At 58.4% G+C, this 26,826-nt stretch carries 24 protein-coding genes and 2 pseudogenes; 13 read left to right on the top strand and 13 right to left on the bottom strand.

The window, feature by feature from the left end:
* The first annotated feature begins 207 nt into the window (after window positions 1-207).
* Genes CLV89_RS05215 through CLV89_RS05205 form a run of 3 tightly spaced genes read left to right on the top strand, consistent with a single transcriptional unit; the run spans window position 208 to window position 4,174 of the window.
* Window positions 208-948, top strand: a complete 741-nt coding sequence (locus CLV89_RS05215; protein ID WP_065331331.1) for a hypothetical protein — start codon at window positions 208-210, stop codon at window positions 946-948.
* Window positions 945-3,188 (top strand): Mu transposase C-terminal domain-containing protein, encoded by a 2,244-nt coding sequence (locus tag CLV89_RS05210; protein ID WP_106162576.1) that lies wholly within the window; start codon window positions 945-947, stop codon window positions 3,186-3,188. The genes CLV89_RS05215 and CLV89_RS05210 overlap by 4 nt, the downstream gene beginning before the upstream one ends.
* Window positions 3,185-4,174: an ATP-binding protein gene (locus tag CLV89_RS05205; RefSeq protein ID WP_106162575.1), complete on the top strand. Its 990-nt coding sequence runs from the start codon at window positions 3,185-3,187 to the stop codon at window positions 4,172-4,174. The genes CLV89_RS05210 and CLV89_RS05205 overlap by 4 nt, the downstream gene beginning before the upstream one ends.
* A 921-nt stretch (window positions 4,175-5,095) precedes the next feature.
* On the opposite strand, the gene CLV89_RS05200 is transcribed toward CLV89_RS05205, so the two are convergent.
* Together CLV89_RS05200 and CLV89_RS23195 are read right to left on the bottom strand one after the other, a co-directional pair.
* A complete protein-coding gene (locus CLV89_RS05200; RefSeq protein WP_106162574.1) occupies window positions 5,096-5,797 on the bottom strand; it encodes a hypothetical protein in 702 nt (233 codons plus the stop codon).
* A 194-nt stretch (window positions 5,798-5,991) separates the two neighbouring features.
* Entirely contained in the window at window positions 5,992-6,099 is a 108-nt protein-coding gene (locus tag CLV89_RS23195) for a transposase domain-containing protein (protein WP_417817161.1), read from the bottom strand.
* A 179-nt stretch (window positions 6,100-6,278) separates the two neighbouring features.
* Between CLV89_RS23195 and CLV89_RS05190 the strand changes: the two genes are divergently transcribed.
* Window positions 6,279-7,550, top strand: a complete 1,272-nt coding sequence (locus tag CLV89_RS05190; RefSeq protein WP_165798087.1) for a helix-turn-helix domain-containing protein — start codon at window positions 6,279-6,281, stop codon at window positions 7,548-7,550.
* Here the strand turns inward: CLV89_RS05190 and CLV89_RS22875 are convergent.
* Window positions 7,513-7,781 (bottom strand): annotated as a pseudogene (locus CLV89_RS22875) (integrase core domain-containing protein); the annotation flags it as partial. The gene CLV89_RS05190 and the pseudogene CLV89_RS22875 sit on opposite strands and share 38 nt — an antisense overlap.
* A 228-nt stretch (window positions 7,782-8,009) precedes the next feature.
* Here CLV89_RS22875 and CLV89_RS22870 point away from each other — a divergent pair.
* Window positions 8,010-8,323 (top strand): annotated as a pseudogene (locus tag CLV89_RS22870) (transposase); the annotation flags it as partial.
* Between the two features lie 36 nt (window positions 8,324-8,359).
* Here the strand turns inward: CLV89_RS22870 and CLV89_RS05175 are convergent.
* From CLV89_RS05175 to xylF, 3 genes are all read right to left on the bottom strand, one after another.
* A complete protein-coding gene (locus CLV89_RS05175; RefSeq protein WP_106162572.1) occupies window positions 8,360-9,142 on the bottom strand; it encodes an ATP-binding cassette domain-containing protein in 783 nt (260 codons plus the stop codon).
* The gene (locus CLV89_RS05170; protein ID WP_106162571.1) at window positions 9,142-10,440 is read right to left on the bottom strand and encodes a sugar ABC transporter permease; all 1,299 of its coding nucleotides are present in this window, start codon (window positions 10,438-10,440) and stop codon (window positions 9,142-9,144) included. Before CLV89_RS05170 ends, CLV89_RS05175 begins: the two co-directional genes overlap by 1 nt.
* A gap of 85 nt (window positions 10,441-10,525) precedes the next feature.
* A complete protein-coding gene (gene xylF, locus CLV89_RS05165) occupies window positions 10,526-11,554 on the bottom strand; it encodes a D-xylose ABC transporter substrate-binding protein (RefSeq protein ID WP_106162570.1) in 1,029 nt (342 codons plus the stop codon).
* Between the two features lie 186 nt (window positions 11,555-11,740).
* Between xylF and CLV89_RS05160 the strand changes: the two genes are divergently transcribed.
* Together CLV89_RS05160 and CLV89_RS05155 are read left to right on the top strand one after the other, a co-directional pair.
* Window positions 11,741-12,955, top strand: a complete 1,215-nt coding sequence (locus CLV89_RS05160; RefSeq protein WP_106162569.1) for an ROK family transcriptional regulator — start codon at window positions 11,741-11,743, stop codon at window positions 12,953-12,955.
* Window positions 12,942-14,489 carry a CRTAC1 family protein gene (locus tag CLV89_RS05155; protein ID WP_106162568.1) on the top strand — a complete coding sequence of 516 codons (1,548 nt, stop codon included), beginning with the start codon at window positions 12,942-12,944 and terminating at the stop codon, window positions 14,487-14,489. The genes CLV89_RS05160 and CLV89_RS05155 overlap by 14 nt, the downstream gene beginning before the upstream one ends.
* Here the strand turns inward: CLV89_RS05155 and CLV89_RS05150 are convergent.
* From CLV89_RS05150 to CLV89_RS05120, 7 genes are all read right to left on the bottom strand, one after another.
* Window positions 14,486-15,802, bottom strand: a complete 1,317-nt coding sequence (locus tag CLV89_RS05150; RefSeq protein ID WP_106162567.1) for a cytochrome-c peroxidase — start codon at window positions 15,800-15,802, stop codon at window positions 14,486-14,488. The genes CLV89_RS05155 and CLV89_RS05150 overlap by 4 nt on opposite strands.
* Window positions 15,793-16,806, bottom strand: coding sequence for an aldose epimerase family protein (locus CLV89_RS05145; RefSeq protein WP_106162566.1), 1,014 nt, complete (start codon window positions 16,804-16,806; stop codon window positions 15,793-15,795). Before CLV89_RS05145 ends, CLV89_RS05150 begins: the two co-directional genes overlap by 10 nt.
* Window positions 16,807-18,117, bottom strand: coding sequence for a xylose isomerase (gene xylA / locus CLV89_RS05140; protein WP_106162565.1), 1,311 nt, complete (start codon window positions 18,115-18,117; stop codon window positions 16,807-16,809). It abuts the gene before it with no gap.
* Complete coding sequence (gene xylB / locus CLV89_RS05135) at window positions 18,114-19,565, bottom strand: xylulokinase (protein ID WP_106162564.1); 1,452 nt, start codon at window positions 19,563-19,565, stop codon at window positions 18,114-18,116. The genes xylA and xylB overlap by 4 nt, the downstream gene beginning before the upstream one ends.
* A 337-nt stretch (window positions 19,566-19,902) precedes the next feature.
* A complete protein-coding gene (locus CLV89_RS05130; protein WP_106162563.1) occupies window positions 19,903-20,163 on the bottom strand; it encodes a hypothetical protein in 261 nt (86 codons plus the stop codon).
* Window positions 20,164-20,350: 187 nt separating this feature from the next.
* Window positions 20,351-21,697: a TrkH family potassium uptake protein gene (locus CLV89_RS05125; protein WP_106162562.1), complete on the bottom strand. Its 1,347-nt coding sequence runs from the start codon at window positions 21,695-21,697 to the stop codon at window positions 20,351-20,353.
* Window positions 21,694-22,380, bottom strand: a complete 687-nt coding sequence (locus CLV89_RS05120; protein ID WP_106162561.1) for a potassium channel family protein — start codon at window positions 22,378-22,380, stop codon at window positions 21,694-21,696. The genes CLV89_RS05125 and CLV89_RS05120 overlap by 4 nt, the downstream gene beginning before the upstream one ends.
* 491 nt (window positions 22,381-22,871) lie before the next feature.
* On the opposite strand from CLV89_RS05120, the gene CLV89_RS05115 reads away from it, so the two are divergent.
* From CLV89_RS05115 to CLV89_RS05090, 6 genes are all read left to right on the top strand, one after another.
* Window positions 22,872-23,486: a ribonuclease D gene (locus tag CLV89_RS05115; protein WP_106162560.1), complete on the top strand. Its 615-nt coding sequence runs from the start codon at window positions 22,872-22,874 to the stop codon at window positions 23,484-23,486.
* Between the two features lie 68 nt (window positions 23,487-23,554).
* Window positions 23,555-24,154 carry an LPS export ABC transporter periplasmic protein LptC gene (lptC, locus tag CLV89_RS05110; RefSeq protein ID WP_106162724.1) on the top strand — a complete coding sequence of 200 codons (600 nt, stop codon included), beginning with the start codon at window positions 23,555-23,557 and terminating at the stop codon, window positions 24,152-24,154.
* Window positions 24,155-24,157: 3 nt separating this feature from the next.
* Window positions 24,158-24,655, top strand: coding sequence for a lipopolysaccharide transport periplasmic protein LptA (lptA, locus tag CLV89_RS05105; protein WP_106162559.1), 498 nt, complete (start codon window positions 24,158-24,160; stop codon window positions 24,653-24,655).
* Window positions 24,655-25,413 (top strand): LPS export ABC transporter ATP-binding protein, encoded by a 759-nt coding sequence (gene lptB / locus CLV89_RS05100; protein ID WP_106162558.1) that lies wholly within the window; start codon window positions 24,655-24,657, stop codon window positions 25,411-25,413. The genes lptA and lptB overlap by 1 nt, the downstream gene beginning before the upstream one ends.
* A 278-nt stretch (window positions 25,414-25,691) precedes the next feature.
* Window positions 25,692-26,255, top strand: coding sequence for a ribosome hibernation-promoting factor, HPF/YfiA family (gene hpf, locus CLV89_RS05095; RefSeq protein WP_106162557.1), 564 nt, complete (start codon window positions 25,692-25,694; stop codon window positions 26,253-26,255).
* A 55-nt stretch (window positions 26,256-26,310) separates the two neighbouring features.
* On the top strand, window positions 26,311-26,775 hold the full coding sequence (locus tag CLV89_RS05090; protein WP_106162556.1) for a PTS sugar transporter subunit IIA: 465 nt from the start codon (window positions 26,311-26,313) through the stop codon (window positions 26,773-26,775).
* The last annotated feature ends 51 nt before the right edge of the window (window positions 26,776-26,826 follow it).

Genomic DNA, 26,826 nt, shown 5'->3' with positions numbered 1-26,826 from the left:
TGTGCAAGGTCGGCGGTCCATGACGCCCACGTCCTGCGCAAAAGAAAACGCGCACCCTCGGGTGCGCGCCTGGAAGTTGGGGCAAGGATCGCCCGTGTGTCACTTGCCAAGCTAGAGGCCGAAATCGGTCTGGGCAAGCGCGGTCTGAGCTCCAGGATGAAAAGATGACTACCCCGGAAGCGCCTCGTTTCCGGGAACGGAGACGGCATGTCGAATTACGAAGACTGGTTGCAGGACCAACCGGCACCCAAGAAGAAACAAGCAGCCCTGGTGGTGGCGCCGATCCACGGGGTTCTGCCCTATGCTGGTGACCGCAATCCGTTGACGCGCAGCGACACTGTCAAGCGTGTGTCGGCCGCGATTGCAACTCCAATGACCGGCGGCATCCGGCAGGTTTACCATTTCGATGGCGAGTCCGAATACGCCGTTGCCCTGGATGCCCTTCGCAGCCCCGAGCTCTATGGGCTGGAGGTACAGCTTCCTCCGCTTAGCTTCTACTGTCGGCAGAAGCGGAAGGTGCGGACCCATCGGTTCGACTTGCGGCTGACGTTCAGGGATGGGTACCGGCGCGCGGTCTTCGTCCGCAACGCGACTAGCTTGGCGAAGCGCGAAACCCAGGACGAGATCGACGACATCTTCGCCGCGGTCACCGAGGACTTCGCTGACGACTGCATGGTTGTCTGCACCGATGATTACACGCGGGCATACCGCGATAACCTTCGCCGTATCTGGGACTATCTGCAGCTTGCAGATGCCGAAGCCGACAAGATCGTCGAAGACGCCGCGCGCATGACCAACTACTGGTACCTGAGCGACCTAATCAAGAATTGCGACTTTGAGCCGGGTCGCTGCTACCAGGCGGCGATGCGGCTCATCGGCCACAATGTGCTCTGGACGGACATGCATGGGGTCATCGACTACCCCTCCCGGGTCGCGCTGAACGCATGACTTCGCAACCGCTCTACAACATCCCCAGGGGATCTATCCTCCAGCTGGATGGTCGCGAACTGACTGTGTCGGTTCGCGAGGAGAGCGGCTATGCGGTGGAATGCAAGGAAACCGGCGAGTGTTTCACGCTTTCGCTGGAGCGGGTTGAGACTGCAATTCGGAACCGGGATTGCGAAATCATCAAGCCGGCTGATGTCGAAAAGCGGATGGCATTGCTCGAGCATACCGACGGCCTCGAGTTCGTCGAGCAGCTGTCGGACAAAGACCAGCGAATTGTCCAAGCGCGTCTCGCCCTCGTTATCGCCCAAGACGAGCTGCGCGCCGAGGGCGTGAAGCTCACCCAGCGCAGTATGAACAAGGGCGGTACACATCGCCGTCTACTGCTGACCCGCGCGGAAGAGATCGCACCGGGACACAATTTCCTCGGGACACGCCGCGGCGGGAAGCTCGCAAGCGGCTTTGACGTCCCGCAAGGGCGCACCTTGGCCAACTACCGCGACGTTTACTATCGCTTCGAGCAGAACCCGGTGGTCCTGGCAGATCGTGATCGCATGAAGGGGCGTCGGGAGCCCAGGCTCTGCGAATGGCAAGAGCGGTTCATCGACTATGTCCTGAACCGTTGGCTTGATCTCAGACAGCCGAAGCTGGCATCCGTTTTCAAGCTGGCGACAAAGGTTTTCCACCGCTCTGCGAGAGAGATGGCGCAAGAGATCAATTTCCCCTCGATCACGACGGTCCGTACGCGCGCGAAAGCGATTTCAGATGTCGTCGCCGTGCTCGGTCGAGGTGGGACGCGGCACGGGACTAACACCAAGGGAGCTGGGTCGACCGACGTGCGTGCCTTGGCGTTTGGCGAGAAGTTCGAATGGGACCAGTGCCTGCTGTCGATTTTCACCTCCGGGGACGGTGTCGTGCGTGCTGAGGTGATCAACCCTAAGGAAGCCCCTCAGGAGCTTGCGGACAACGAGATCCGCCGCTGCTGGCTCCATGTGATCCTCGATGTCGCGACCCGCGAGGTACTTGGCTGGATCATTTCAGAGACAGCCGACGCTGACCACAGCAAGGCTCTGCTTCGCATGGCGACGCGCGACAAGACTAAAGAGAAGGTGCGGTACGGGTGCAAGCAGGACCCCGCTCCTCCGGTGCGGCTGGGCCTCGCCCTGGCGGACAATGGCACTGCAACTCGAAATGCCGAAGTCTACGCCAGCCAGCTTGGCATGGGGATGACCGTCATGACAGCGCGTGCCTATCAGCCAATGGATAAGCAAATGGTCGAGCGGCTTTTCGGTACGACGCAATGGGATGTTCTGAACTTCCAGCCTGGATATACGGGCAGCCGTCCGGGAGAGCTGACCGGCTATGATCCCAAGGGATCTGCCGAACTCAGCCACGATCAGCTCTACGGAACGATCACGCGGTACTTCGTCGATGAATACCCCTTCCGTCCGCACCGTGGCACTGGGATGTTTGGCGCGACCCCTCGTCAGAAACGGGAAGAAGCCCTGCGGCGCTATGGGCCTATTGAGGCGCCCTCCCAGCGAAGCCGTTGTTTGCACCTTGGAGAAAAAGTCCGGGCAACCACGACATCCGAAGGCGTGAGGGCATTCAACATCCCGTTCAACTCGAAGGCACTTCAAGACTTGGCGGCCGGCACCGCGAAAGAGGTCACCGTGCATCTCGATCCAGACGATCTTCGCAAGGTCTATGTCACCGCAGAGGGTGACGAGGAGGTCGCGGAGACCCGTTTGAGCATGACGATTTTCAAGGATCAATCGCTCGAAGAGGCCATTGAGATCATGGAGAACGCAATGGCATCCAATCCCAGCCTGCGTGTTCTTCATGAGGAGAACCTGAGCGAAGCCATGCAGCGCCGCGCAACCGAATCCGGCTTCTTCCCAGATTCTCGTGATCCCCTGAGCTACCGGAAAATCGAGCAGCTCAGGCGTCGCGCTGACAAGCTTCACCAAGTGGAAGCGCGCCCCGCCGCCTACATCGGCGGCACTGCTGCTCCCGGGCAGCTCATGAGCAGGGGGCGCGCGTCGGGTGTGGTGCCGGCACGCCCGGCCGGTACGGCTCCGTCTAAACCGCCATCCGCTTCGACGCCTCCCAGGGCAAGTACATCGTCGCCGCGGTCCGCTGGACAGGCGGATGGGACCCCAGAGACGGGGGCAACTTCGGCGCCAGACCCTGACGACATCAAGACCATGACCTTCGGCCCCATCAAGGATAGCAAACTGTGACCAACCCCTTCATCATTCGCTCATTGGCAAACCTGAATGCGGATCTCGCCCAGCGGCATTTCCCGCTGGCCAGGGGCGAGGAACTTCAGCAGACCTTCGCGCAGCTCTTCAGTCGCCACCTGGGGCGCCTGCAGTCCGGGAAGGGCTTCGAGGCACGTAGCCTCCTTGTGACGGGGCTGTCTGGTTCTGGCAAGACAGCCGAGATCTCGGACATGTTGAATCGCTTCAACGAGAGCGCTGTTCGCATGCCTGACGGCAAGGATGCGCGGTTTGCAAGCTGCGTGCTTGAGGCGAAAGGGTCCTGGAAGGATCTTGGCCGCAAGACACTTCACGCCTTGGGCTATCCGATTACGAACAAGACGCGCCGAACCCAGTTTGAGATCTGGGATCTGGTCGTCAAGCAGGCCAAGCTCCAGGGCGTCGTCGGGATCTACTACGACGAAGCCCAGCATATCATGCGCGGAAAGTCGGATGCCGAGGTTCTGAGCGTCCTGGACGCCTTCAAGACCCTGATGAAGTCACACGACTGGCCACTCATGTTGATCCTTTCGGGTGTTCCGGAACTGGGAGGTTATGTGCAACGCGAGCCACAACTCGATCGGCTGATGACCAGGATCGAGTTCCAGGAAATCGATTTGAGCAGTGCGCCCGGGCATCCGGCACAGGACTATGAAACCCTCAACGAAATCGTCGGCAGCTACGCCATCAGCGCGGGGCTTTATGTAGATGCAAGCCTACCGACGGGAGATTTCCTGCACCGCCTCGCGACTGCTGGCGCATTCAGGTGGGGCCTGGTCATCGACATGGTCGTCGATGCCGTGGCGCTTGCCGTTGCCAGGAGGGAAGGGGGGGTTGAGCGGTCGGATTTCGTGGCGGCCTGGTGCGAGAAAACCGGAATGAACCAGCTGGCGACGCCGTTCACGCATGACAGCTACGAGAGGATGTTCCGGAGGGACAAGCCGTTCCGGGCCGCCATCGGCACCTGATCTTCCAGGACAATTCAGTCTTTGAGAAACCCGCGCTTCGGCGCGGGTTTTTTCATGCCTGGATGCTGGCGCCCGGATGCCCGCACCAGCTAAGCCGCTGATGATGCGCAGGTTTTTGGTTTCTGCGCAGATATATGCTTTCACTCTGGAAATCGCGTCCGGCAAGTTGTTGAAAATGTTTATGGATTCCTGGTGCCGAATCGGAAGCGATTGATTTTGCGCATTCATATGCTTTCTCTGACTTGTTCGTGCCATTGCACCATAAGTTTGCACGTTTTGGCGGTTTTCATACCCCCTCCCTATCAAGGGTTTTTATGTGCCGCTGCACAAGGGTGCTCAGGTCTGTGTTGGCGAATAGTTTGAATGAGCTCGAAGCAAGAACCTGACTTTCGGGCCCTGTGCGGTGAAAGTCTCAAGTGAGCTATAACTACCGCACCCGCGCCGAACCTTTGCTGCGGGTGCAATCGGCGGCTCCAAGCCCAATCGCGACATTCATACGAAGCGCGGCGAAGCCTCCGTTGAAAGAGCCAACAAACCCGAAAGATGCCCGAGAGCGGACCTTCAGTTTCGCTCACCTGAACACCCAATAAACAACGCGTTAGCAAAGCCAATGACGTGATGGAGTATCCTTCAGCAGCAACGACCAGGATACTCCGTCAAATGTAGTCGGTGTTTTTGCTCGCAAAGCAGTAAGCAACCTGATCTGCGGATCCCATCAGGGCCAGCGGTCAAAACTTCACAGCCGAGCCGGACACAAGAAGACGCAAAGGCATTCAGCCACGTTTAATCCGTGCTATGCGGGCGCAATCCACAGAGGATGTTCGCATTGTGCCGCGTGGTAATCACTAAGCTGCCCATAGCGCAGAACGGTGATTTTTTGTCCGGACTGACTTGGTTGTCGTGCGGTGTCTGACAGTGTGGTCAGATCGAAGCAGCGATCCCATTCGTGGGGTTTGCCTCAGGGTGCCGCCGCTCAAATCTGCAATACGTCAACGACAGGACAGAACCAAAAACGATCAGCGCGTAGCCGAGCAGTTCCAAGCCTTCCTGCACGATGGTTTTGAATGTTGCGTTGTACTCCGCCCCCATGGCCGCCTGCCAAAGAGCACCTGTGCCAAACAAGCGGCTGAACACCAGAACAATCAAGAGCCCCATAAACATGAAAGTCGAGTGACGTTCTTCGATTTGACTCGTAAGTGGTTCGACTAAGGTGGCTTTATACCGCCCTATCAACACGGCGCCAGCTACCGCGGCAATGCCCACCGGCACCGCCCAAAAGCCATGGTAAACCTGATCAAGGTACGCATCGTTTTCCCGTATGAACATGCAGGTAAATAGTGTTGCAAGCCCGATCAGGTACCCCCGCGCCTCGACCTCACGCATCGCACGCCAGATAAATATGAGCGCGGAAGCCAGCACAAGCACAGCTTGCAGCGCTTCAGTGAGAGATGCTTCTGACACGGAAGTCTTGAGGAGTTTCAAATCAATCATCACGGCAAGAACGACGCCCACCAGCAGCCCCGTCAGGGCCAGAAATTCAATTGCGACAGATCTTAGCTTGCGACGTGTCTCTAACAGCGCAGGCTCTAGGACATCGATGTGACTGTCCGAAATTGTGCTCATTCACTCTACTCCAATATTTGGTGGGTCTGTCAAAGACCAGGCGGTCAGGATGAAGTAGATGTAGCCGCCAAGCTGCTGGGCGATCGTCCGGTACCAAAGGCAAGGACAGATTCACGCGTCCTTGCCTGTACGCAAGGACAGATAATTGATGTGCAAAATGATCTGATCAATGTAGGCCACCGGCCTTGCTGGCTCTATAAAGCGGTTTTCCATCGCAGCAGATCGTCGACACGATTAATCTTATCGCTTGGAATGCGAGCGAGCGCGTCTGCCAGCCAAGCTTGTGGGTCCCACCAGATCATCTTGATCGGTCACCTTGCCGGCCACGAAACACAAAGAGATGCCCGGTGGACGGGCCCTTCTCCAGTGTCTGCTCGGCAGCGCCGCCGGCGTCGTAAAGCCGCGTATCTGCCGACACGATATCCGCTATCAATGGCGGTCCCTATCAACACACTCTATGATGCGTCTGAGCAGGGAGGCTGTGCGCCAACCGATCAGTCATATCATTGCTGAATTAAATGAGCCGATTATGAAAAGCGCAGAATTATTGCATCTTAGCTTTGGCAGCTTCATGGTCGGCTTGTCATTGTTTTGCGCCAGCCTTTTATTCGCTCAAAAAGAGTATCGACAAGCGTACTGGCCCTTGGGGCTATTCTTCCTGTCGCAAGGCATCTCATCCCTGACATTGGTTCTAGATGCGGTCGCAAATGTCTATGATATCAGGCAGGTATCCAGATATTATTTGCCGCTTAGCATGCCCTTCGCCCTACTGCAGGTACCGCTGTTCTGGATGTATGTGCGCGGCTTGACGACTGAAGCCAGCCATCTTGATATCAAATACAAGGGGTGGCACGCCGCGCCAGCGCTCTGCGCGTTCGTGTTAATGTTTCTCTTCCTGATGCTGCCAAACGATGTGTATCAGTCCTTCGAGCGCAGTGAGACAGTTGATCATCCTTTGATGCCGGTTGGTATTTTCGGAGTTTGGGCGCTGACAATCATGTTTTACGCTCAGATTCTCATTTACCTATTTTTGATCGTTCGACTGCTCACATCTTACACCACCCGGCTCAAAGATCTGTTCGCCAGCACCGAAGAGCGAGAACTTCACTGGCTCTGGTGGATCATTGTTGCCCTGATGGCGTTTTTGATTTTTGACATCGACGATTCACTGGCCGCCTTATCGGGCATACATATTCTTCCTGCCAGGTTGGTGGAATCGCCTGTTGTTGATCTGACATTCAGCGCTGGGACAATCTGGCTCCTTGCACTTTGGGGGCTGCGTCAGAAACCCGGTCTTGCCTGCTTGTCTGCATCAGCTGCAGCGAAGGAGGTTAAGGCTGCAGAAGCCGCCCCAAAGTATGTACGCTCTGCTTTGTCTGACGAACAAGCGCAGCGCCTGGCCCGCAAGATCAACTTGGCGATGGAAAATGACCATTTGTACCGCAATCCAAATCTGTCGTTGTGGGACCTTTCAAAACACATTGGGGTTACGTCCAATCATCTTTCCCAGACCCTAAATGAAACGATAGGAAGCACGTTTTTTGACTACGTAAATCGCTGGCGCGTTGAAGACGCCGCCAACCGGGTGCGAGACAGCACTGATACCATTCTGGCAATCGCATATGACGTGGGGTTCAATTCAAAATCATCCTTCTACTCTGCCTTCAAGAAGCACCTTGGCGTAACGCCTTCTGCCTTACGACACTCTGCCGCGCCTAGCTGTTCAGTCCCGGCATCTGGTGGGTCGGATTGATGATAAATCGACTTGGCTCTGGAGCCCCGACTTTGCAGGTGTATTCGTTGGGTGTGAGGCCGTTCAGGGTCTTTAGCCTGCATGCGAAGTTGTATGCGGCCATGACATCGGTGAGGTGCATGCGCAGCTGATGATAGCTGTCGTAATGGTAACGTTTGACTGTCGCTTCCTTAATCGTTCGTTCATCCGCTCGACTTGGCCATTGGTCCACGGATAGTTCACCTTTATCAGTTCTACTCGATCCCATTCACGTCGCAGATCATGTCAAAGCGCATCTGCCGGGGGTATGCTGTGTTCCGGTTGCGACGCTGTTCGGCGAACTTGATGCCCCTCGCCATCGTCTCTCGGACCAATGGCGTTCCAATGGCTCAGTCAGGATCGTGTAAGTTCGACTGGGGACGGCCTTGAGCAGGTTCTCGAGTAATACACTGCATGAATCCAGTATGATAGCTGGATGACATGAGCTGTTGGGCCCCTACGACGTACAAAAACCACGAACCGGTCGGCTTACAATGACGCTTTGAAGCGGCGCGGATCACTGACGATCTGGTTTGAGCCAGAAGTGGCATGGAGAGCGCCACCGACCCGCAAACGCGGCCTACAAGCACCGCATCTGGCAAATATACACATGGAATTGACGAAGAAACGCTGGTAGTTCGAGCGGTGGAGGTCACGACCAGCAATGTGGGTGACGCGCCGATGCTGGCGAGCTATGCGATCAAATCCCACTCGATCAGAGCGTTGGATCGGTTCCCGCGGACGGCGCCTATGACAGGCAGCCCAGATTTTGATCCGGACTGCCTTCTGGGCTATGCCGTATCTTGGCCTGGTTTTTTACCCAGAATGATCATCGACAAAAGATCGTCATCGGTCACATCATCGATGTCCACGGTGCCGACCAGTTGACCGTTCTTCATCACCGACGCCCGGTCACACAGCTCCATCACCGCGTGTACATCATGATCGATCAGGAAGATCGCGATGCCTTGTGCCTTCAGCTGCTGGATCAGCTCCGCCACCATCTGCGTTTCATGCGGTCCTAGCGCCGCAGTAGGCTCGTCCATGATCAGGATCTTGGCGTTAAAATAGACAGCGCGGGCGATCGCCACCGATTGCCGCTGCCCACCCGAAAGCGCCGAGACCGGTTCGTTGAACTTGCGAAAATTCGGGTTCAGACGGCCCATGATCTTGCGGCACTCGGCCTCCATCGCAGCATCGTTCACCAGACCCGTTGCGGTGACGATCTCGCGCCCCAGAAACAGGTTGGAGGCCGCATCGAGATTATCCGCCAGCGCCAATGTCTGATAGATCGTCTCGATATTGTGGCTGCGGGCATCACGGGGGTTGGTGATCTCCACCTTGTTGCCGTTGATGCGGATCTCGCCGCTGTCCATCTTGTAGGCGCCTGATAGCACCTTGATAAGTGTCGACTTGCCGGCGCCGTTGTGGCCAAGCAGGCCAACGACCTCGCCGGGATGTAGATCGACCGAGACGTCGTCCACCGCCTTGATGCCGCCGAAAGAGATGGAGATATTGTTCATCTCCACCATCGGAGTTGCGCCTTGGGCGCGGAGTTCTTTGGGAGTGGTCATTACTTGGCCCCCACGCGTTTGCGATAGACGATGTCGATGAAGACGGCTGCGACCAGCACTGAGCCGACGACGATATTCTGGAACGGCGCGTCGACACCGACCATGGCCATGCCGGACTGCAGGCTCTGCATGATCAGCGCGCCGAGGATGGCGCCGTAGATGGTGCCAAAGCCACCCGACAGCGCAGTGCCGCCAATGACCGCCGCCGCAATCACCCGCAACTCGTCCAGTGTGCCGATGTCGTTGGAATGGTTGGCGAGACGGGCTGAGGCCACGACCGCAGACAGGGCGCAGAGAAAGCCCATGATTGCAAAGATCTTCACTGTCAGCAGGCGGGTGTTGATGCCCGACAGCTCTGCCGCGTCGGGGTTGCCGCCCGTGGCAAAGATGTAGCGGCCCAGCCGGGTGCGGCGGGCAACGATGGTCATGACCACCGCGACCGCGATCAGGATCAGCACCGAAATCGGCAGGCCGTAGCCCATGGTCAGACCTTCGGGCATGACCTCGCCGCGGGCTTCGAACAGGCGCGCCAAACGGCGGCTGGGGATTTCATAAGCGTTGAGGATGCCGACAAACCCGAGGATCGCGCCGGAGACGATGACAGCCATAACCGCCTCGGCCCAGAGAGGTTTTACCGGGAATTCATGCGCGAGCTTGGCGCGACGGCTGTTCCAGAGGGTCAATAGTGCAAGCACGGTCGCCACGATGCCGAGGATCCAGCTGAGCGAGACACCGAGAGTGCCATTGATGCCCCCGAACATCATGAAGGTGGAATCCAACGGGCCGATCGTCTGGCCGTCGGTCAGGTACCAGGCCACGTTGCGCCAGACCAAGAACCCGCCCAGCGTAACGATGAAGGCAGGGATTGTCAGGTAGCCGACCATCCAACCATGAAACGCCCCGATCAGCGTGCCGGTCACCAAACCAACCAGAACAGCAACGACCCATGTGATCGGGTGATTGAGGCCAAGTCCAAGCACATGCGGCACAAATTCGGTCTGGGTCATTGCCATCACCGCCGAGCAGGTGGCCAGCAAGGCCCCGACACTCAGGTCGATGTGGCGGGTGACGATCACGAACACCATGCCCGAAGCCATGATCGCCACGGAAACAGTCTGGATCGTCAGATTGAAGATGTTGCGCGGCGTCAGGAAGCGCCCATCGGTCACCAGGTTGAACCCGATGCAAAGAATGATGAAGGCACCAATCATACCCAATAGCCGCACATCCAGCTCAAGTTGCTGGAAGATATTGCGTTTGGTTTGGGGGGTGATTGGCTGAGACGTGGTGTCGGTCATATCCGGCTCCAGTAATCAGCGATTTTATGAGGTGGGATAGGCGCTCCGGAAGATGCCGGAGCGCCCGGTTGTGGTGATACGAAGATCAGTTACAGGGTGCAGGGCCGCTTTCGACACCTTGGCAGAGCGCTTCCTGGGTGATCCAGCCCGCGTCCACGACTGCGGAGAGATTGTCCTGGGTCACCGGCATCGGCGCCAGGAACTTCGCGGTCATGGTGGTGCCCGCCGGAGAGGTCCAGGAGGTCGCGCCGTCGATCTCTTCCATCGCGGTGCCGCTTGCCATGGCCACCGCGATCTCGCCCGCTGCCGCGCCGAGGTCACGGGCGTCTTTCCAGACGGAAACAGTCTGGGTGCCCTTGGCGACACGGTTCAGTGCGGCGTGATCGCCATCCTGGCCGGAGACCGGGATGCCTTCCATGCCCTGCGCGGTCAGCGCGGCGACAACACCACCAGCGGTCCCGTCATTGGAGGCCACAACCGCGTCGACGTTGTTGTCGTTCGCGGTCAGGATTTGCTCCATGTTGCGCTGCGCGTTCGCGGGCAGCCAACCATCAGTGTAGGCCTCCGCGACGATATTGATGTCACCAGAGTCGACTGCGGCCTGGATGACCTCCTGTTGACCGCCACGCAGGAAATCTGCGTTGGGGTCGGTGGGAGAGCCTTTGATCATCACGTAGTTGCCCTTGGGCATCGCTTCGAAAACGGCACGCGCCTGCATGCGACCTACTTCGACGTTGTCAAAGGTCAGGTAGAAGGCGCGATTGTCTTCGATCAGGCGGTCATAGGCGACCACCGGAATACCTTCGTCCGCTGCGGCTTGAACCGCGGGTCCGATGGCTTGGGCGTCCTGTGCGAGGATGATCAGCGCATCCACGCCCTGTGCAATCAGGCTTTCGATGTCAGAAAGCTGCTTGGCAGAGGAGGATTGCGCGTCGGCAGAGATATACTCAGCCCCGGCTTCGTCCAATGCGCCCACGATGGCTGCTTCGTCGGTTTTCCAGCGTTCTTCCTGAAAGTTCGACCAGCTTACGCCGACGGTCAGATCCGCGGCAAAGGCCGAGGATGCTGCAAATGCACTCAGTGCGATAACGGAAAGTCCGTTCAAGAATTTCATATTTTCCTCCCTTGGCGTGCGGCCCATTCGTTTGCTGACCTGCACGGTGATTCATGTGTAGCAATATTTTTTTTGAGTTTCAAATTAAATCATGTATCCTCTCTCGAAGGGAGAGATTGCCGGAACCTGCCCAGAGTGTCATACCCTAGCGCGTCTGGGCCGGGCTGGTAGTGGAGGAGCATCGATTTGGCACGATCAGGACGGCTGTCGCCAAGCGGCGATCAGCGCGAAAGCGGGCGTCAGCAGATACTGGATGTGATCCGTGCGGCCGAGAGCATTGCCCGCATCGACATTGCCAAGGCCACGGGCGTAAGTCCTGCTACGGTTACGGCGATCACCGCAGAGCTTCTGGCTGCAGGCCTGATCGAAGAGGTTGCCCCCGAGAGCTCCTCCGAAGCCCGTCGCGGGCGCCCACGCGTTGCGCTGAAAATCCGCGGCGGCGCGCATCTGATCGCCGGCCTCAAGGTGTCTCACCATGTGATTTCCACCGTGATTACAGACTTTGTGGGCGAGGAACTGGCGAGCCATGAGATGCCGCTTGCACAGGGCCGCATGCCGGTGCCCGTCCTATGTTCGCAAATCCGCCGTGCGCTGGAGCTGACGTGTCAAAAGGGCGGCTTCACGATTGACGATCTGTCTGGCGTTGGGCTTGGTCTTGCAGGCATGATCGATGCGGAGCGCAGCTTCATATATTGGTCCTCCTCGCTGGAGGAGCGCAATGTACCCTTTGGTGAGGCGATCGCCAGGGAGCTGCCCTGCCCGGTCTTCCTCGACAACGACGCAAACCTTGTGGCCAAGGCCGAACATCTGTTCGGTGAAGGGCGCACCTGCGACAACTTCATCGTCATCACCATCGAGCATGGCGTCGGCATGGGTATCGTAATCGACGGGAAGATCTATCGCGGCACACGTGGATGCGGCGCGGAGTTTGGTCATACGAAGGTCCACCTGGAAGGCGCTTTGTGCCAATGCGGCCAGCGCGGCTGTCTGGAGGCCTATGTGGGCGACTACGCATTGTTGCGAGAGGCCAATATCTCCAGCGGCAGCGAACGACACCGCACCTTGGCCTCACTTTTTCAGGCCGCAGAGAAGGGCGACTCCATGGCGCTGTCCATCCTCGACAGGGCACGGCGCATGTTCGCAATGGGATTAGCGAATGTTGTCAATATCTTCGACCCTACAAAGATCATTCTGGCCGGTGCGCGACTGTCCTTCGACCACCTTTATTCCGGCAAAGTGATCGGTGAGATGCGCCAATGGGTGGTGCAGGTCGATGCGCCCTTGCCCGAGGTCATCGTGCATGACTGGGGCGATCTGATGTGGGCCAAGGGCGCCGCGGCCTATGGAATCGAGGAAGTCACGGCGCGCACCGTGAAGGAGCTTGCCAATGCTGCCGCGTAGCTGGATTGCCCTAACTGCGGTCATATGTGTCCATGCGGCGAATGCCGATACGCAGACCCCAAGCTTCACGCCGGTCGCGATGAGCGAACACATATATGGCGGCGGCTGGGAGCACTATGTTGGGGGCGGCCTTGCAGTTTTTGATTGCAACGGCGATGGCCTGCCAGAACTTTACGCTGCCGGCGGCGAAAACACAGCGCAGCTGTTTCAGAACACCACCCCCGCCAATGGCGCGTCCGTGGCATTTACTGCCGAAACACCGGCATCCCTGGCCCTGACCGGCGTCACCGGAGCCTACCCGCTAGATATTGACGGTGACGGGTGGACCGACCTTGCGATCCTGCGGGCGGGACCGGACCTCCTGATGCAAGGCACCGGCGAATGCCAGTTCCAGCCCTTCGATCACCTCGGTTTCGTGAGTGATGATCACTGGACCACCGGCTTCTCCGCAACCTGGGAGGGCGACAATACTCTGCCGACGCTCGCCTTCGGCACCTACGTGGACCGCCAGGACCCTAACGGTCCGTTTGGCACCTGCGACGACACCCTTCTGTATCGCCCGGACGGCGAAACATACCAAGCCAGGCAATCCCTAGCTCCGGGTTACTGCGCGTTGTCGGTCCTGTTCAGCGACTGGAACCGAACCGGTCACGCAGATCTGCGCCTGTCCAATGACCGGCACTATTACGTGCGCGGTGGGCAGGAACAGATGTGGGCAATGGAAGACACGCCGCGGCTGTACACGACCGACGAAGGCTGGAGGCCATATGCTCTATGGGGCATGGGCATCGCCTCGCGTGACATAAACGGTGACGGGTTTCAGGATGTCTACCTGACCTCGATGGGGGATCAGAAATTTCAGCTGCGTGACGCCAAAGCGAAGGGTCCGGTCTGGGAAGACGTGACCTACGGCTTCGGCACCACCGCCCATCGGCCCTACACTGGCGGAGATGGGCGCCCGTCAACCGGCTGGCACGCCGCTTTCGGCGATGTGAACAATGATGGGCGTGACGATATTTTTGTGACCAAAGGCAATGTCGAGCAGATGCCCGACGCCGCGCAGAAAGATCCCAACAACCTGATGCTGCAGAATGTGGACGGTACGTTTTCAGAAGTCGGTGACACAGCCGGCGTTGCCAGCTTGCATCGCGGTCGTGGCGGCGCTCTGGTGGACCTGAACCGTGACGGGTTGCTGGACATCGCAGTCGTCAATCGCCGCGCCCAGATGGAAGTGTGGGAAAATACCAGCGATCTGGACGGCAACTGGCTGCTGCTACGCCTGCGGGCAGCCGCCCCCAACCCAGACGCCATTGGTGCGTTTGTCGAAGTCAAAACCCAAGACCGGACCCTCACGCGCGAGATCACTGTTGGCGGCGGGCATGCGGGCGGGGATTTGGGGGATCTACACTTCGGCCTTGGCCAGGCCAACACCGTTGATCTGCGTGTCACTTGGCCGGATGGTACGCTGAGCAACTGGCAGGCGTTTCACGCCAATCAGCACATTACTCTGTCTCCGCAAGACAAGCGCCCCTAACGGTCCACAGGCAAACCACTGGGCACACTCTCCGGGACGCCCAGCCGACCTTTTGCAGCGTCCTCATCTGTCAGTGCCCGCAAAAACGCCACGATATCATCCACTTCGGCTGGAGACAGCGGCTGTGGCGTCAGATCCACCGCCCGAAGTACTGCCTCGCGCTCTGCCGCTGCGCGATGAACGCGCCAGTCGTCCTTGCCCTCCAACGGCGGCAAGACAACGGACGCAATATCGAAACTCTCCAGCGAGGCCTCGGGCGACAGGTGATGCTCAACCATCGCCTCCAGCGTCGCGAACGCGCCGGAATGTCCATAAGGCGCTGTCAGGCTGACATTGCGCAACGACGGCGTACGAAAGGCATAAGCATCCTCCGCTGCGCCGGTCACCCGTAAACGCCCCTCATCGCGGTTGTGGGCTTCGAAACGTGCGGCCTTGCCCGGCCCCAACTGAGGCACTGCAAGAGCGTGAAAATCGTGATCTGTCTGCAACCAGCCGGAATGGCACTGACTGCAGGCCGCCTTGCCATAGAACAGCTTCATGCCGCTCTGCGCATCGGGCAGCAGTTCACCCTGCTGCAACATATACGCATCAAAGGCACTCATATCCGCGCGCCATTCGAAGCGGATGAAATCGGCAAGGACATTGGCGATATCGGCAAAGGTGATCGCCTCCCCCTCTGCCAAGACCGTATCGAAACGCGTCCGGTATTCCGGTATGGCCTCAATCCGCGCCGCTATCAGGTCCCAAGCCCCACCCGGCGTGGAGAGCTGCCCCAACCGCACCGCCTGCGCCACATCGTTCTCCGAATAGTGGCCCGCCATTTCATCCGCCGAGAGCACCGGGAACATGGCTTGCGCCGCAAGGGCGTCGTCAAATCCGGAAAGCATGTCCTCGCCCAAGGGAGTGCGAATGCCATTGGGAAACGCAGGATCATCTTCCAGCCTACCATCATGGAACATCACGGTGAATTCCGGCGCGCCGAGGTTCCAAAGACCCGGCGCATTCCGCGGAATGCGTTGTTCGGGTATATTCAGGGGGTCGGGCGTACGATCCGGGCCGAGGCCAATGCCGCCCTCACCAAGCCCAAGCGCAACACCATCCCCCGTGCCGAATTTCGGATGATGGCATGTGGAACATGCGATATTGCGGTTTCCCGAAAGAACCGGATCATAAAAAAGTAGCTGCCCCAGCTCGACTGCGGCCATATCGACGGCAGGGAAGACTGGCCGCGGGCCGAGATCCGGCCGCTCGTCAGCGCGAACCGCAGAGACGACCAGAACACCAGCACAGATCACAACCGCCCTCAGATCCATCCGAAATCCAGACGCAACTTTTGAACATACGGCACATCTGGCGACACGATCACCGACGGGAAATCTGGCTGGTTTACCGCGTTTGGAAAGCCCTGCGGTTCAAAGCAGACCCCCATGGCGGGGCCCAGCACCTGCCCTGAATGCCCCTCGGGCTGTGTCGGCAAACCACCAGCTGTATAAATCTGCGCGCCGGGCTGATCAGTCGTCACCGTCATTTGCAAGCCATCAGGCGCAGTCAGCTTTGCCGCCGGGAGCGCCTGTGTGCGATCCGTGTCGAAGACAAGGTTGATATCACACCCCTGATGTTCGGGGTCCAGCTCTCCAAAACTGCGCCCAAGACGAAAGTCAAAACCGGTATCGGACAGGTCAGCGATTGTGCCGTTCGGCACATTGGTATCGTCCAGCACGAGATAGCCTGTCGCATCAACCTGCAAGCGATGATCCCAGATTGCCTGCTGACCACCCGACAAATTGTAGTAGCTATGCTGTGCAAGGCTGATCGGGGTTGGCTGGCTAACGGATGCGATCATCTCGTATTCTACCGAAAACTCGTCAAGCGTAACGGTGACAGTGAAATCTACTGCACCCGGATAGCCGTTTTCCCCTTCGGGTGAGTGATAGGTGAGACGCGCGCTGGCAGACGTCAGCGGCTCGATACCCCACAGCACATGAGACAGCCCAGCGGGACCACCATGAAGCTGGTTGCCTCCTTCGTTTTCGGCCAACCGCACCATCTGCCCGTCAAGCGCAAAGCGGGCATTCTTGATCCGGCCCGCGACGCGCCCCGCGATCACCCCCATGTATCCGGGATTGGTCAAATAGTCCGCAGGGTTGCGAAAGCCGAGCACAAGAGATCGGTTTTCGCCTTGGTCATGCAGGCGCAGATCGCGCGTCACCGCACCGAAGTTCAACAGACTGAGGCTGAGCCTGTCACTTCGCAGACAGACCTCCTTCAGTATATGACCTTGGTGAAGGCCGTGATTGACGATCTGCGCCATACTCATTCAGACGAACCGATTAACGACATTCTCCAGATACTCCTGGCGGCCGGACCGCGGCCTCGGGTTGATGCCCTCGGCCTCAACCTTTTCCGCTATGCTCTCAAGGGACAGCTTTCCGTTCAGCATATCCTGCGCGCTCGCGCCCTGCCAACCAGCGTAGCGGTCGGTGACGAACTGATCCAATGTGCCGTCCTCGACCATCGCGACAGCGGCCTTAAAACCACGAGCGCAAACATCCATGCCACCGATGTGCGCCATCAACAGATCTTCGGGGTCGATGGACTGGCGGCGCAGTTTGGCATCGAAGTTGGTGCCGCCGGTGCTGAACCCTCCGTGTTTCAGGATGTGGTAATAGGCAAGCGCCACCTCAGGGGTGGTGTTCGGGAACTGGTCGGTGTCCCAGCCGGACTGATAATCGTTGCGGTTCATGTCGATGGACCCAAAGATGCCCAGCGCCTGCGCGGTGGCGATCTCATGCTCGAACGAATGGCCCGCAAGGATCGCGTGTCCCTGCTCCAGGTTCAGTTTGACCTCGTTTTCCAACCCGTGGCGCTTGAGGAAGCCATAGACCGTCGCCGCATCATAATCGTATTGGTGCTTGGAGGGCTCCTGTGGTTTCGGCTCCACAAGGATCGCACCCTTGAAGCCGATCTTGTGCTTGTACTCGACCACCATGTTGAGCATGCGGCCCATCTGCTGGTCTTCTTGCGCAAGATCGGTGTTCAGCAGGGTTTCATAGCCCTCACGACCGCCCCAGAGCACGTAGTTCTCGCCGCCGAGACGATGTGTTGCATCCATGCAGGTCTTGATGGTCGCCGCCGAGAAGGCAAAGACATCCGGGTCCGGGTTGGTCGACGCCCCCGACATGAACCGCGCGTTGGAAAACAGGTTGGCGGTGCCCCAGAGCAATTTGACGCCGGTTTCTTCCTGCTTTTGCGCGAAATACTCGACGATTTCATTCAGGTTGCGGGTGTTTTCCGCAAAATTCGCCCCCTCCGGTCGCACATCCGCGTCGTGGAAACAGTAGTAGGGCGACTGCAACAGGGTGAACATCTCAAACGCCACATCGGCCTTGAGCTTGGCCGCCTCCATCGTGTCCTTGAACCATGGGCGATCAAAGGTCTGGCCACCAAAAGGATCGCCGCCCGGCCACACAAAGTTGTGCCAGTAGCAGGTGGCAAAGCGCAGATGCTCTTCCATCCGTTTGCCGAGGATCACCTCGTCGGGGTTGTAGTGGCGGAAGGCCAGCGGGTTGGTGCTGTCTGCGCCTTCATATTGGATTTTGGAAACGTCGCCAAAGAAGCCGGTGGTCATGTCATCAGTGCCTTCATGTTGGGATAGAGCGCGCGATACCGGGCGTATGAGGCGTCATAGGCCTCGGTCAGATCGCTGCGTGGATCAATGGTGTGGGCGATGGGCGGTGCAGTCATCACGGTGGAAATGTCAGCGCCGGCGGCGGTCATCGCCAGACGGGCGGCGCCCAATGCCGCGCCAAACTCGCCCTTGTCAGGAATGTCGAGGGATACGCCAAGAACGGTGGCGAGGGTCTCCACCCAATAGGGCGAGCGGGTGCCGCCCCCCACTGCGAGCAGGCGCGTGAGGTTGGTATCGGTGCCTTTCAACGCCTCAAGGCAATCACGCAGCGCAAAGGCCACGCCCTCCATCACCGCCTGTGTCAGCTCTGCCGGGCCATCGCCAATATCAAGCCCTGCAAGCGTGGCGCGGATGCTGGCATCGTTATGCGGCGTACGCTCGCCAGAGAGATAGGGCAAGAACGTCACCGAAGAGGGGCCGGAGATCTGGGTCGGCAGCAGTCCCGCCAGCGTCGCCGGGGTCTGCCCAAGCGTGCGCGACAGCCAATTGAGACAGTCCGTCGCCGCAAGGATCACCCCCATCTGATACCACGTATCCGGCACCGCGTGGCAGAAGGTATGCACAGCCGAGGCCGGGTCAGGTTTGTAAGCAGATTTGGCTGCCAAGAGCACGCCGGAGGTGCCAAGGCTCACAAAGCCCTCACCTTCACGGAAGCACCCGGCCCCGCAGGCGGCAACTGCATTGTCGCCACCGCCCCCGGCGACAACCACCGGGCCGTCGATGCCCCATTCGCGGCGAAGCGCGTCACGCAAATCGCCACTGGCGGCAGAGCCTTCGACCAGTTCGGGCATCTGGTCCCGGCGCATGCCGGACACTTCCAGCAGCTGGTCCGACCAATCCCGCGCGCCCACATCAAGCCATGACGTCCCGGCGCTGTCTGACATGTCAGAGACATATGTGCCGGTCAGCCAGTAGCGCAGATAATCCTTGGGGAGCAGCACCTTGGCGACCTGAGCAAAAATCTCCGGCTCATGCGCCTCGACCCAGGCCAGTTTCGGCGCGGTGAATCCCGGAAACACGATATTCCCCGACAGATCCCGCACGCCTTCTGCGCCATCCAGCTGGGCTGCCTCGGCAGCCGAACGCGTATCGTTCCATAGAATACAGGGGCGCAGAACCTTACCCGCCGCATCCAGCAGGGTTGCCCCATGCATGTGACCGCTCAGGCCTATGCCGCGCAAAGCAGCCAGTTCGGCCGGGTGGTTCCCACGCAGAGCTGCAATCGCGGTTTGGCAAGCGGTGATCCAGTCCTGCGGGTCCTGTTCGCTCCACCCGGTATGCGGGTGTGAGACCCCATAAGCTGCATCCGCCACGCCAATGACATTGCCACCCTCATCGGCCAGCAACGCGCGCAGCCCCGACGTCCCCACGTCAAGACCCAGAAACATTCGATGTCCTCCCAATCGCCAGATGCACACGCCCATCAGGGTCGTATGCATATTTATTTCGGCAAATAAAATAAAACAGGTTTGGCACAGCCTGTCAATCAGCGAGCAAGCAACCGGCACAGGGATCTCCACGGTGGCCCGGTGCTAAGGAAACAGGTTTTGGTGGAAAGAGCATTTGGCCGAACATCGCATGGTGTCATGAGGACAACAGCCTGCGGTATCGGAAGTGCCTGCAAGCGGGCGGCACGCGGGTGCGTCAATCAGTGGCGACGCCAATACATCCGCATTTCTGCGGGAGTGCCTGCGGAAACAAACTCCGCAGGCATATCGTGGTGGCTTAGGAGTTCATTTCTTCCAGCAGACCATCGTAGTATTCGCACACTTCGGAGAGATCATCGGCGTTTTCGAACATGGCGGATTTTTCCATCATCTCGGTCGCCACTTCCTGCATGCGCTGCGGATCTTTGGCCGCCAGCTTCTGCAGACCTGCGTTTACTTCCATGGATTTCGCCTGTGCGAGTCCCGCGGTGCACTCTTCAGCCAAAGCAGGTGCGGAGAAAGCAACGGTCAGTGCAAGTGCGACAAGTTTCGTTTTCATAACAATAGCCTATAAATCATAAGGGATGGTGATGCGCCGGACAATCCGGGCCGCGCTCACCTACCCAGATCACGCGTAGCGTTCCAGAGGTGAATTGATCTCAACCGAAAGAGGAGCGGAATCCCGCCAGTGATGGCGAGAATTCCTCACACTCCCAAAATGCAATATGGCGGACCCAAGTCACGTCTCAGCCCAGATACACATCACCCTTGGGATAGCGCACGCGCGGCCTGCTGTGCGTGGCGAGGAAAAAGCCCAGTGTCAGCGGCCCGACCCGCCCCAAGAACATGATTGCAATGATGACTGCGCGACCAAAACCATCGAGCTCGCCGGTTGCGCCACGCGACAGTCCAACGGTGCCGAAGGCAGACGTGGCCTCAAATGCAAGATCGAGGAATGCATCGTCATGTGAAACGGAGATCAGGAAGATCCCCACCAAAACAACGAAAATGCTGATGGTGGTCAGCGCCATGACCTTCATCACATCCTCCACCCCGAGGCTGCGGCCAAAAACATGCAGCGCGGTTTGACGGCGAAAGAAGGCAACGGTGCCGATCAACAACACGATCAGCGTGGTCACCTTGATACCGCCTGCGGTGGAGGTGCTTCCGCCTCCCACCAGCATCAGCGACATGGTCATCAGGGAGGTGCTGTCGTGCATCCCGCCGGTGTCGATCGTGTTGAAGCCAGCCGTGCGCGGGGTCACCGCCTGAAACCAACTCGCCCAGAGGCGGCTGGCCGTGTCGGGCATACCGCCAAGCGTGGCGGGGTTTGTCCACTCAAGTGCGGCGAAACCTGCCCAACCAACAAGGATCAACGACAGGGTTCCCGTCAGCATCAACTTGCTGTGCAGGCTGAGCCGCCGCCATGAACGTGCGCGGACCAGATCGCCTACCACGATAAAGCCCAGACCACCAAGAATGAACAAAGCCGGAATCGTGATGTTGATGATGGGGTCATCTGCATAGCCCGACAGACTGTCGGGATAGAGCGCAAAACCTGCGTTATTAAAGGCCGAGATGCTGTGAAACACCGCATGCCATAGCCCCAAGGACCAGCCCAGTTCCGGCACAAACACAAAGGACAGAATCCCTGCCCCGGCCAGCTCGCACACCAGCGCCACCAGCATGATGGTGCGCACGATGATCGCCAGACCGCCGAGGGTGCGCTGATTGAGGTCCTCGCGCAGCACCAGCCGTTGCGGCAGCCCAACAGGCAGGCCCAGCGCCGACAACAGCAGCACCGCAAAGGCCATCAGCCCCAGTCCCCCAAGCTGGATCAGAAGCGCGAGAATGGCCTGCCCGATCAGCGTGAGATCGCTGCCGGTATCCACCACTGCCAGCCCCGTCACCGTCACCGCCGAGGCAGAGGTGAAAAACGCATCGCCAAAGCCGACCGCGCCGGTATGCGACATCGGCATCCACAACAGCAGCGCGCCGATGAAGATGCTGGAGAAATAAAGGAGTGCCAGCACCAATGGCGGCGGCAATCCGCGATCAACCGGTGGAGCGGCCTTTACTGCGGGACGTTTCAAGATAGGCTGGCCGCAAAATTTCGCAAGTCGGAGCGTTTTCCGAGCAGGATCAACAGATCGTCCTGCGCGAGGGTGCAGTCAGAGCCATCGTGTCCGAGGAACTCGGTACCGCGCATCACGCCAATGCAGCGCAAGTTGTGGCCGGCAGCATAGGGGATATCCACCAGCGCCTTGCCTTCCAGCGACCGTGGGATCTTGAAGTTCACCACATGGTAGCCGTTGCCAAGGCTCACGTAGTCACGCACCAGCGGATTGTGCAGAACCTGTGCGATATGCATGCCCACATCGACCTCCGGGTGGATGATCCGATCCACCTTCAGCTTGCTGAGGATACGGTGATGGGTCTTGGTAGTGGCCTTCGCCCAGACCACAGGCACGCCGAGGGTCTTGAGGTTGATGGCCGCCAGGATGGAAGCTTCCAGATCGGAGCCCATTGCGACCAACGCCACATCGCAATCCGCAATTCCTGCCTGTCGCAGGGCAAGATCGTCGCGGGCGTCGATGATCAATGCCTGAGACAATTCATCAGCATATTGACTGACCCGCGCCTCATTGGAGTCTATTCCGATCACATGATTGCCGAAGCGGCTCAGTTCCTTGGCGACGGTCGATCCGAAATTTCCAAGGCCGACGATCACAAAGGTCTGACGTCGGTCCGGGTTCTTGCGTATTGCACCCAGCATGCGCATTTTGCTCTCTATGGCGTTGCCGGTTAACCCCGGCAAGAACGGGACAAAGCAAAGGCGCGGTATCTTGGCAAGCCCTCGTCGAGAGTTTGCGAGCCGTCAACCTGGCATCAGACGTCTTGAACAAGCGGAAATCATGCGCCTCACCTTGCCCAAGACACACCGGGATAAGGCTATGAATTATATAGGGTATGCCAAAGAAACCGATAGAGACGCCTGTCGCTGTAAGATCAGATATAGACCGCCGAGCCTGCGATGCACATATGTCCGGCCTGCAAGACTCGTGCCCGTATTTCGCATGTCGGGCGCAGTTGGCGACCCGATCATGACTTAGACATTCTGCGGCGCGACATGCAAAGGATCGGCAGAAAATACGCGCAAACTCACCACAGGTACTGATCTCACCGCCTGTTGAGTTTAGACCATAAAGCGCCTATGTCGGCGTTAACCCGCACCCTAGAAATCCTCGCAGGATCAAGGACAGCCACGTGGCCACGCATCTTTACCAGAATGATCTTCCCGACACCCTTGACCTTGGACCTGTTGTGGCCATCGACTGCGAAACCATGGGCCTCAACCCGCATCGGGACCGGCTTTGCGTGGTGCAGATGTCCAGCGGCGACGGCAATGCGCATCTGGTTCAGATAGCCAAAGGGCAGAGCGAAGCGCCGAACCTCAGACGCATATTGACAGACCCCAAGGTGCTGAAGCTCTTTCACTTTGGGCGCTTCGATATCGCTGCCTTGTATCAGACCTTTGGGGCTCTGACCGCCCCGGTGTACTGCACCAAGATCGCCAGCCGCATGGTGCGCACTTACACGGACCGTCACGGGCTTAAGAACCTGACACAGGATCTGCTTGGCCTCGACATCTCCAAACAACAGCAGATGAGCGATTGGGGCGCCGAGACCCTGACGCAGGCACAACGTGATTATGCCGCCTCTGATGTGCTCCACCTGCACAGGCTGCGCGAGGAATTGGATCTCCGCCTGGAGCGAGAAGATCGCCGAGATTTGGCTCAGGCATGTTTCGATTTCCTGCCCACCCGCGCACGGCTTGATCTGGCCGGATGGCCGGACACCGACATCTTTGCCCATTCCTGAGCAACATCACGTTTCACGTCCCTGACGGGACCCCCGCATAACAGAGTTTGAGAGGAGGCACGGACATGGTGGATCGCTATTCGCGTATCGTTGCCTATCTCAAGGTCGCATTGCCGCTTGCGGCGCTTGCGCTGCTTTCGACCCTGTTTCTCATTTCACGTCGGATCGAAACCGATTCTGCGATACCATTTGCGGAGGTCGACCTCGAAAGTCGTCTGCGCGGACAACAAGTCACTGCCCCATTCTTCACCGGAACAACCAAGACTGGGCACGAAGTCACTATCGCAGCGACCAAAGCCTTGCCGGGTGGCGAAGGAAACACTGCATCGGCAAGTGATCTCGAAGCCGAAATCCGCACGTCTGACGGGCGCAGCATCCTGATGCTGTCAGACGCGGGTTCTGTTCGTCCGGACAAGAACACCGCAGTGCTGACTGGGAATGTTCGGATCATCACGGCAGATGGCACACGTGTCGAAACGGAAACACTGAATGCGCTGCTCGACGGGCTGGAGATCACCAGCCCCGGAACCGTCACGGCAACCGGCCCGTTGGGAGATTTCGAAGCGGGCACGATGCGGATATTCACAAATTCTCAGAACGGTCCCGTACATATTGAGTTCACGGACGGCGTAAAGCTGGTGTACGATCCTGCAAAAGTAGAAAGATAGCCCGTGCTACGACTGACATTAGTTATTCTTTTTGGCCTTACAACACTGCTCCTTTCCCCTGTCGCAATAGCACAAGGGACAGGGGTCTCATTCGGCGTTCTCCAAACAGACACGTCGCAACCTGTTGATATCACATCCGACAATTTGAGTGTGAATCAGGAAGACGGTTCAGCCTTGCTGACCGGAAACGTGCTGATCATTCAAGGTGAGATGCGGCTGAGCGCTGATAATGTGTTGGTGGTCCGGAAAACGGATGGCAACGGGATCGAACGGCTCGAAGCGCGCGGGAATGTACTGTTGGTCAGTGGTGAGGATGCGGCTGAAGCCAGAACCGCAGACTATACCATAGAAAACGGAACGGTCGTGATGCGGGGCGATGTCCTCCTCACGCAGAAGGGCAACACCCTGGGCGCGGAACAAATGACTGTGAATTTGACAACAGGCAACGCAACCCTCAACGGGCGCGTGCGCACCACCTTGCCAGGTAGCGGCGGCGACTGATGGCCCGTCCAGATCTGAAAGTTACCTCAGGCTCATCTGGTTTGCGTATTGAGAAGATGCGCAAGAGCTACCGCAAGAAAGTGGTCATCCGCGACGTGTCGATGGAGTTGAACCGCGGCGAAGTTGTTGCGTTGCTCGGCCCCAACGGTTCCGGCAAGACCACGAGTTTCTACACGATTGCAGGCCTCGTCTTTCCCGAAGCAGGCAGCGTCACCATCGACGGTCAGAATGTCACCACCCTGCCGATGTACCGCAGGGCACGTTTGGGCATCGGCTATCTGCCGCAGGAAATGTCGATTTTTCGCGGCCTGTCGGTGGAAGACAATATTTCTGCCGTGCTCGATATTGCGGTTTCGGACGAACACAAACGCCGGGAGCGTTTGGAGGAGTTGTTGTCGGACTTTTCGATAGAACACCTGCGCCGCGCCCCTGCGCTTGCGCTGTCGGGTGGCGAGCGCCGACGTGTCGAAATCGCCCGCTGCCTTGCGGCTGATCCAAAATACCTCCTTCTGGATGAACCCTTTGCCGGGGTCGATCCGATCTCCGTTGGCGACATCCGCGGCCTCGTTTCTGATCTTAAAACCCGCGGAATCGGTGTTTTGATAACGGATCACAATGTGCGCGAGACTCTGGAAATCGTGGATCGGGCTTATATCCTTCATGATGGACAGGTACTGATGTCAGGCAGCCCGGCAGAGGTTGTCGAGAACGAAAATGTCCGCCGCGTCTACCTCGGCGACAACTTCCGCATCTCCTAGATAGCCCTACAGCGATCCATACCGGCGAGCGCTCGCCGAAAGGTTGTTGGGACACCTCCTTTGCACGCTGAATTACATTGACTCCGTGCAGGCTTTGTCATCGAATTGAAGCATGGCACATGTGCGACCCGCTGCAGTCTCCGCGATGATCCTGTCTTCAGGGTCCGGCACGCTGCATGCCGCACGTGGCGCCCATCCTTCCTGGCAATCCTAAGACAGACTGAGCAAGTTCCTTGCACCGTTCTGCACGGGTCCAGGCAAAACAAAAAGGAGATCACATGCGTTACAAAGTCAGCGGAAAACAGATCGACATCGGCGAATCTCTACAAACTCATGTAGAGACCGAGCTAAGTGCGGTCTTGGAGAAATACGCAGGCCGACCTACCGACGCGCAGGTCGTTTTCTCCCGCAATGCGCATGAATTTGTCTGCGAAGCAATCGTTCATCTGTCGACAGGCCTGACCTGTCAGGCCAAATCCCATGCCACTGAAATCTATAGCTCCTTTGACGGATGCTTGGAAAAAATGGATAAACAGCTGCGGCGCTACAAGCGGCGGCTGAAGGACCATCACCGGGATCGAGCCGTTCCGGTTGAACTTATGGGGGCCAGCTCGTATATCCTCGCGTCTGATCAAGTGGAATCCGACGCGGAGCCGGAATCGCTGCAACCGATCATTGTGGCTGAGATGGAGACCAAAATCCCATCTTTGTCGGTCGGTGAAGCCGTGATGCAAATGGAGTTGGCTGGCTCTCCCGTTCTGATATTCCGCAACGAAGGAAAAGACGGACTGAACGTGGTGTATCGGCGCGAAGATGGCAACATCGGCTGGATCGATCCCTGATTGAATTTCGAAGGGGCCTCAGAACGGCCCCTTCACCCCGAGTGGAGCAGTGGCAATGCAGATTTCGAACATCCTCAAGCAGGAGGCCGTCCGAGTCATCGGAGCGGCATCGAGCAAGAAGCGCCTGTTTCAGGAAGTCGCCGAAGTGGCCCATTCAGCCTATGGGCTTGACGCATCTCCAACCGTAGAAGCGCTGTTGGATCGCGAAAGCCTCGGTCCCACCGGCGTTGGCCATGGGGTCGCCCTGCCGCATGCCCGGCTCAGTGGCATTGATCGCGTGGTCGGTGTGTTTGTTTCACTAGAGAAGCCTTTGGATTTTGGCGCGGTCGACCGCCAGCCAGTCGATGTGGTCTTTGCATTGTTTGCGCCGGTGGACGCCGGGGTCGAACACCTCAAGGCGCTGGCTTTGGTCTCCCGCACCCTGCGCGAACAGAGTTTTTGCACCAAGCTGCGGGCCAATCCGGACCCGTCGACGCTCCACACAATCCTGACGGAAAGCCAATCGGTGCAAGCGGCCTGAATCCGATAACGCCGGCGTTGCAAGCATGCCCTTGCCAGGTATCCCCGTAAC

The sequence above is a fragment of the Tritonibacter scottomollicae genome, assembly GCF_003003215.1.
GTDB lineage: Bacteria > Pseudomonadota > Alphaproteobacteria > Rhodobacterales > Rhodobacteraceae > Epibacterium > Epibacterium scottomollicae.
The sequence above is the reverse complement of the archived record's forward strand: the minus strand, read 5'-3'. Positions and strand labels throughout refer to the sequence as shown.